The following is a 2,650-nucleotide window of genomic DNA, read 5'->3' on the forward strand; positions in this document are numbered from 1 at the left end:
ACCCCAGCCCGGCCCTCGCCCTTCGCCCATCGGATGACGACTCCCGGTACGGGCCTGCCCTCCGCCAGCCCGCCACCGGGTTCGCCGGAGGACGCGGGGGTCGCGCCGCGAACGCCTGCGTGGGCGGCCCGGCTGAGCCGTTCAGGCGGGCGCCCCTGGGCGGGTCGTCCGCCCAGGGGTGTGGTGTTCGTCAGTGCGCGCCGAAGAGGGTCAGGAGCTCGTGCTTCTCGAACATGCGGGCTGTCTCGATGGCGGACGGTGCCCCGGCCTGTGGGTCGGCACCGGCGTCGACGAGGACGCGTACGACCTCGTCCTCGCCCTTGAAGACCGCACCGGCGAGGGGGGTCTGGCCCCGGTCGTTGGCGCGGTTGGGGTCGGCGCCGTGGGAGAGAAGGGCGCGGACCGTGTCGGGGTGGCCGTGGTAGGCGGCCAGCATGAGGAGGGAGTCGCCCTTGTCGTTGGTCAGGTTCGCCGGTACGCCCGCGTTGACGTAGGCGGCGACGGTGTCGGTGTCGCCGTGCCGGGACAGGTCGAACACCTTCTGGGCCAGCTCCAGGACCTCGGGGTCGTGTGCGGGCTCGTCGCTCTCGGGGGTGGGTGCGTCGGTCATGGTGCCAGCGTACGGACGGTGGCGGGGCACGGGCCGTTTTGGTCCCGCTCTGTTTCCCCGGCCGGACGCGTGGCACCGGCGCAGGACCGGGCTCAGGACCGGCACGGACACCGGCACGGACACCGGCACGCGCACGCGCACCGGCACCGACCCGGGCGCAGGCACGGTTGTGGGCACCGGCACCGGCACCCGCACCGGCACCCGCACCGGTACCGGCGCACAGGTGGACGTGTCGGCGGTTCGTTCATGCCGCGGTGGGACGGTGGTTCACACGTGTGCCAGGGGATCGACGGTGAGGAGCACGTTGCGCAGTGAGGCGGTGATCGTCTCGGCTCCGCCGTTCCTCAGCTCCCGCTCCTTGCGTTCGTTGCGGGCGTATCCGATGAAGGCGACCCCGGCCGCACGGGCGGCCAGCACGTCGCGGGCGGAGTCGCCGATCATCACCGCGTCGGCGGGGGCGGCACCGGCGGCGTGCAGGGCGCGTTCCACGCAGTCGGGGTCGGGTTTGAGCCGGGGGCCGTCCTGGCCGCAGGTCCGCCCGCAGATGCGGCCTGCGAACAGGTCGAGCAGACCGCGCCCGGCGAGGTAACGCTCTGCGGCTGCCGCGGAGTTGTCGGTGGCAGCGGCCACGGTGCGTCCCGTCGCGCAGAGGGTGCGTACGAGGGTGTCCGCGTACGGGGTGGGGAAGGCGCCCGCTGCGGCGGCGATCTCTTCCTCGGTCAGTGCGCGTTCCATCGCGCGGGCCGTCTCGCCCGGTACGCGGCGTGGCTCCACCGGTGTCGCCCCCGCCCCCACGACCGGCGTCTCTCCCGGAGCCGGTGCCGGTGCCGGTGCCGGTGCCGGTGCCGGTCCCAGTCCCGTCGTCGCCGGCGGCGTCGGGATGCCGAACGCGAGGGCGAGCAGGCGTAGCGGGTCCGAGGTCTCGGAGGCCGCCTCCCTCGGCAGGGCGGACCCGTAGCCCTGGCGCAGGCGCCCGGCGATGGCGGGGGCCGTGCGGTGGGCGAAGAGGCGGCACAGGGGGCCGTCGAAGTCGAATATCACGCACTGGGCGGAGGTGAGTTCCTGCATCGCTGACCGTCCCTGTCGTCGCCGGGCCCCGCGGGTGGGGCAGCGATTGTTGCAGGCGGACGCGTGAGGGGGGACCGGCGTGCGCGGTGTGGGTTCGGTCAGGATGTGCACAAGTCGGCGTAGGCGGTCTCGATGGTTCCGGCGTCGGGTACGTCGCTGAGGTCCAGGGCGTCGGCCGCCCGGGTCAGGACGTCGTGGAGGAGTTTGGCCGCGTGGCTGAGGCGGGCGGCGAGGTGCGGGGTGCCGACCGCGTCACCGACCGCGACGGCCTGCCGTACCGCGTCGGTGAAGACGGACTGGGCGCGCTTGTAGTCGAGGTAGCGGGGCAGGTCCTCGTCCAGTCGGTGGTCGGCTCCGGGGAGCAGCGTGCCGACGGTGCGGCGCCAGTCGGCCACGACCTCGGTGTGCTGTGCGGCGGGGTAGTCCATCAGGTACAGGTGTGTCGCCAGGTCGTAGAGGGGGTCGCCGATGCCGGCGAGTTCCCAGTCGATGGTCCACAGGTGTCCGGCGGCATCGACGACGAAGTTGGCGCGGTGCAGGTCGCCGTGGAGGAGGCAGAAGGGCCGCTCGGCCAGTTGTGCGGCAGCCCGTGCGGGCCGGGAGTGCGGCCCCAACGCGTCGTGCGGTACGCCGAGTCGTGCGAAGAGCGCGCCGTAGCGGGGGAGCTGGGCGTGGTGGGCCTGGGCGCGGGTGAAGGCGAGCATGCTCCGCAGGAAGCCCGCGCTGTCGCGGTCGTGCCGTGGGGGGCGGGGGGGGGGGGGGGGGGGGGGGGGGGGGGGGGGGGGGGGGGGGGGGGGGGGGGGGGGGGGGGGGGGGGGGGGGGGGGGGGGGGGGGGGGGGGGGGGGGGGGGGGGGGGGGGGGGGGGGGGGGGGGGGGGGGGGGGGGGGGGGGGGGGGGGGGGGGGGGGGGGGGGGGGGGGGGGGGGGGGGGGCCTGGGCGCGGGTGAAGGCGAGCATGCTCCGCAGGAAGCC

General features: G+C 75.6%; 3 protein-coding genes. All 3 read right to left on the bottom strand.

Going from position 1 to position 2,650, the window contains the following annotated elements; translation table 11 throughout:
- Positions 1-190 precede the first annotated feature (190 nt).
- The 3 genes from AB8Z75_RS33680 to AB8Z75_RS33690 all read right to left on the bottom strand — a co-directional run bounded on the left by AB8Z75_RS33680 (position 191) and on the right by AB8Z75_RS33690 (position 2,382).
- Positions 191-610, bottom strand: a complete 420-nt coding sequence (locus AB8Z75_RS33680; protein WP_369208750.1) for an ankyrin repeat domain-containing protein — start codon at positions 608-610, stop codon at positions 191-193.
- Positions 611-877: 267 nt separating this feature from the next.
- Positions 878-1,678, bottom strand: a complete 801-nt coding sequence (locus AB8Z75_RS33685; protein ID WP_369208752.1) for an HAD family hydrolase — start codon at positions 1,676-1,678, stop codon at positions 878-880.
- Positions 1,679-1,776: 98 nt separating this feature from the next.
- Positions 1,777-2,382: a phosphotransferase family protein gene (locus AB8Z75_RS33690; protein WP_369208754.1), complete on the bottom strand. Its 606-nt coding sequence runs from the start codon at positions 2,380-2,382 to the stop codon at positions 1,777-1,779.
- Positions 2,383-2,650: the final 268 nt, after the last annotated feature.

This window comes from Streptomyces sp. PU-14G (genome assembly GCF_041028275.1).
GTDB lineage: Bacteria > Actinomycetota > Actinomycetes > Streptomycetales > Streptomycetaceae > Streptomyces.

Coding starts and splice junctions, on each gene's coding strand:
- AB8Z75_RS33685 (WP_369208752.1), bottom strand. CDS start 1,678: ATGCAGGAACTCACCTCCGCCCAGTGCGTGATATTCGACTTCGACGGC.
- AB8Z75_RS33690 (WP_369208754.1), bottom strand. CDS start 2,382: ATGCTCGCCTTCACCCGCGCCCAGGCCCACCACGCCCAGCTCCCCCGC.
- AB8Z75_RS33680 (WP_369208750.1), bottom strand. CDS start 610: ATGACCGACGCACCCACCCCCGAGAGCGACGAGCCCGCACACGACCCC.